Source organism: Yoonia sp. (genome assembly GCF_017854415.1).
GTDB lineage: Bacteria > Pseudomonadota > Alphaproteobacteria > Rhodobacterales > Rhodobacteraceae > Yoonia.
Genome location: NZ_JAFMHR010000072.1, coordinates 13934 through 16190, shown reverse-complemented (window position 1 = coordinate 16190; position 2257 = coordinate 13934). Strand labels below are relative to the sequence as shown.

At 50.6% G+C, this 2257-nt stretch carries 2 protein-coding genes; both read left to right on the top strand.

Going from position 1 to position 2257, the window contains the following annotated elements; all coding sequences use genetic code 11:
* The first annotated feature begins 291 nt into the window (after positions 1-291).
* Positions 292-1341 carry a TRAP transporter substrate-binding protein gene (locus QZ197_RS09605; protein ID WP_296431690.1) on the top strand — a complete coding sequence of 350 codons (1050 nt, stop codon included), beginning with the start codon at positions 292-294 and terminating at the stop codon, positions 1339-1341.
* Between the two features lie 86 nt (positions 1342-1427).
* Positions 1428-2231: a TRAP transporter small permease subunit gene (locus tag QZ197_RS09600; RefSeq protein WP_296431689.1), complete on the top strand. Its 804-nt coding sequence runs from the start codon at positions 1428-1430 to the stop codon at positions 2229-2231.
* Positions 2232-2257 lie beyond the last annotated feature (26 nt).

Below are 2257 nucleotides of genomic sequence, written 5' to 3'. Positions count from 1 at the left end.
TAGAGAATATTTTTTGCCGGCCAAGCAATAAAATTGCTTACAGTTCTTAAAATTTTGTGGATAGTGACGGTTCGGTATACGTCTTGGGGAAGACGCGAAAGTGCGCATGCGGGGAGGCATGCATGCCTTCTGTCAGCAACATGATCTAGATCATGTTATTTTCACACCTCACTGCGTAACAAGAGGTCTATGGACCTAAAAATGAACTTCTAACAGCATGGTGGTCGCATGTTGTTGTATGAAATCTTGACCATACGCCCCATCGGAGGGCGATATTCTGGGAGGAATATTATGAAGAAAAAAGTAATCGCAGCGGGCCTTGCCGCAACAATGGCAACCGGTGGCGCAGTACAGGCGCAAGAAGTCTTTGAAATGACTTCTGCGTTCTCGCGTAACCTGCCAATCCTTGGTACCGCCGGTGTGGACTATGTTGAAAAGATCAACAGCATTTCTCGCGAAGTAGAGTTCGAGCACTTCGATCCCGGTGAGCTGGTTCCAACTCTGGAGGCGCTTGACGCTGTATCCAACGGTTCCGTCGACGCAGCTTACACAACTGCTGGATATTGGCAGGGTAAGATCAAATCTGCGTCGCTATTCGCGGCTGTGCCATTTGGTCCAGAAGCCGGCGAATTCCTTGCATGGATGCTTTATGATGACGGTCACGAGCTGTTCCAGCGCATGTATGACGAAAATGGCTATAACGTAAAAGTTCTGCCATGCGGCATCATCGCGCCAGAAACATCCGGTTGGTTCAAAGAAGAAATCAAGACGCTTGCAGACCTTGAAGGCCTGAACATGCGCTTCTTCGGCCTTGGTGCAGAAGTCATGGAACGTCTTGGCGTATCCACATCTTTGCTGGCTGCTGGCGACATCTTCCCGGCACTTGAGCGTGGCGCGATTGATGCGACAGAATTCTCCATGCCGTTGATCGACCAGCGTTTGGGCTTCTATAACATCGCGTCCAACAACTACTTCCCCGGTTGGCACCAGCCAGCAACATTGTTTGAGCTGCTGATCAACAAAGACCGTTGGGACGACCTTGATGAATTTGGTCAAAAGCAGATCGAGATCGCTTGCTTGGCTAACATCACAACCAACTATGCTGAAGGCGAAGCGCTGAACTATGCAGCGATGATTGCGAACGAAGCAGAAAATGGCGTGACGAACCGCATCTGGCCAGACGAAATGCTGGACGCGTTTGAAGCATCATGGGCTGAAGTTGCTGGCGAACTCGCTGCAGAAGACGAGTACTTCAAGCTGGTTTGGGACGATCTGCAGGAATTCCGTGCTGGATACAAAGTCTGGTCAGAGAGCATCTACTTGCCACGTCCACGCAACTAATCTGTTGTTTTCAAATAATCCAAAGGGGCGGATGCTGTCCGCCCCTTTGTGCGACCCTGCATGTCAGTCAGAAGGACCCCCTGATAATGGATGAAGTTAAAGAGCTTGTCGCGGTCTCGGATCCCGGTGAAATCGGGCGCGAACACCATAACCGTGGCGATCGCTTTGTGGTCTTTGTGTCGAATATCGCAGCTTGGCTGTTTCCGGCACTGATGATCGCCATCTCTGCTCAAGTTATCTTGCGCAACAGTGGGATGAACCAAGCATGGCTCGATGACCTCCAGTGGTGGCTTTATGGTATGGCCGTTTTGGTCGGCGTTGGCTATGCGGTCACAACCGACAGCCATGTGCGGGTTGATATCCTTTACGACAATTTCCCTAAGGAAAAACAAACGCGGATCAATCTTTTTGCAATTGGCTGGCTTTTCCTGCCCTTCATTATTTTGTCCTGGGACGTAACTTATGACTACGCCCTTGGTTCGATCCGCGCTGACGAGGGCTCCAATAGCCCCAATGGTCTGCATAATCTTTGGATACTCAAGACGTTCATGAACGTCTCTTTCGTCTTTATCGCAATTGCTTGTTGGTCCGCGATTGTGCGGAACCTGTCGCGCATGCATCCGCCAAAGCTTTGGCGCCAACTTTGGGCAACGTTTCCCGCTTCGTTTCTGCTGATAAATTTGACGATTTACTATGGGCTTTACGGCATCGCTTCGGTCTTTGCCGAAGAAGGTGCTAGCAGTCGTGACATCAGCCGCGGCCCGCTGTTCGGTTCAATAGAGTTTGGCAACTACGAACTGACCTACACGGTCGTTGCCGCTTTGATCATCACCCCAATTCTCGTCCTTGTCCTGCGCGCTATGGACCCTTCTCGCAAGACTGAGGCGTAAAACACATGCTGTCATTTATCGGACAA

Coding starts and splice junctions, on each gene's coding strand:
- QZ197_RS09605 (WP_296431690.1), top strand. CDS start 292: ATGAAGAAAAAAGTAATCGCAGCGGGCCTTGCCGCAACAATGGCAACC.
- QZ197_RS09600 (WP_296431689.1), top strand. CDS start 1,428: ATGGATGAAGTTAAAGAGCTTGTCGCGGTCTCGGATCCCGGTGAAATC.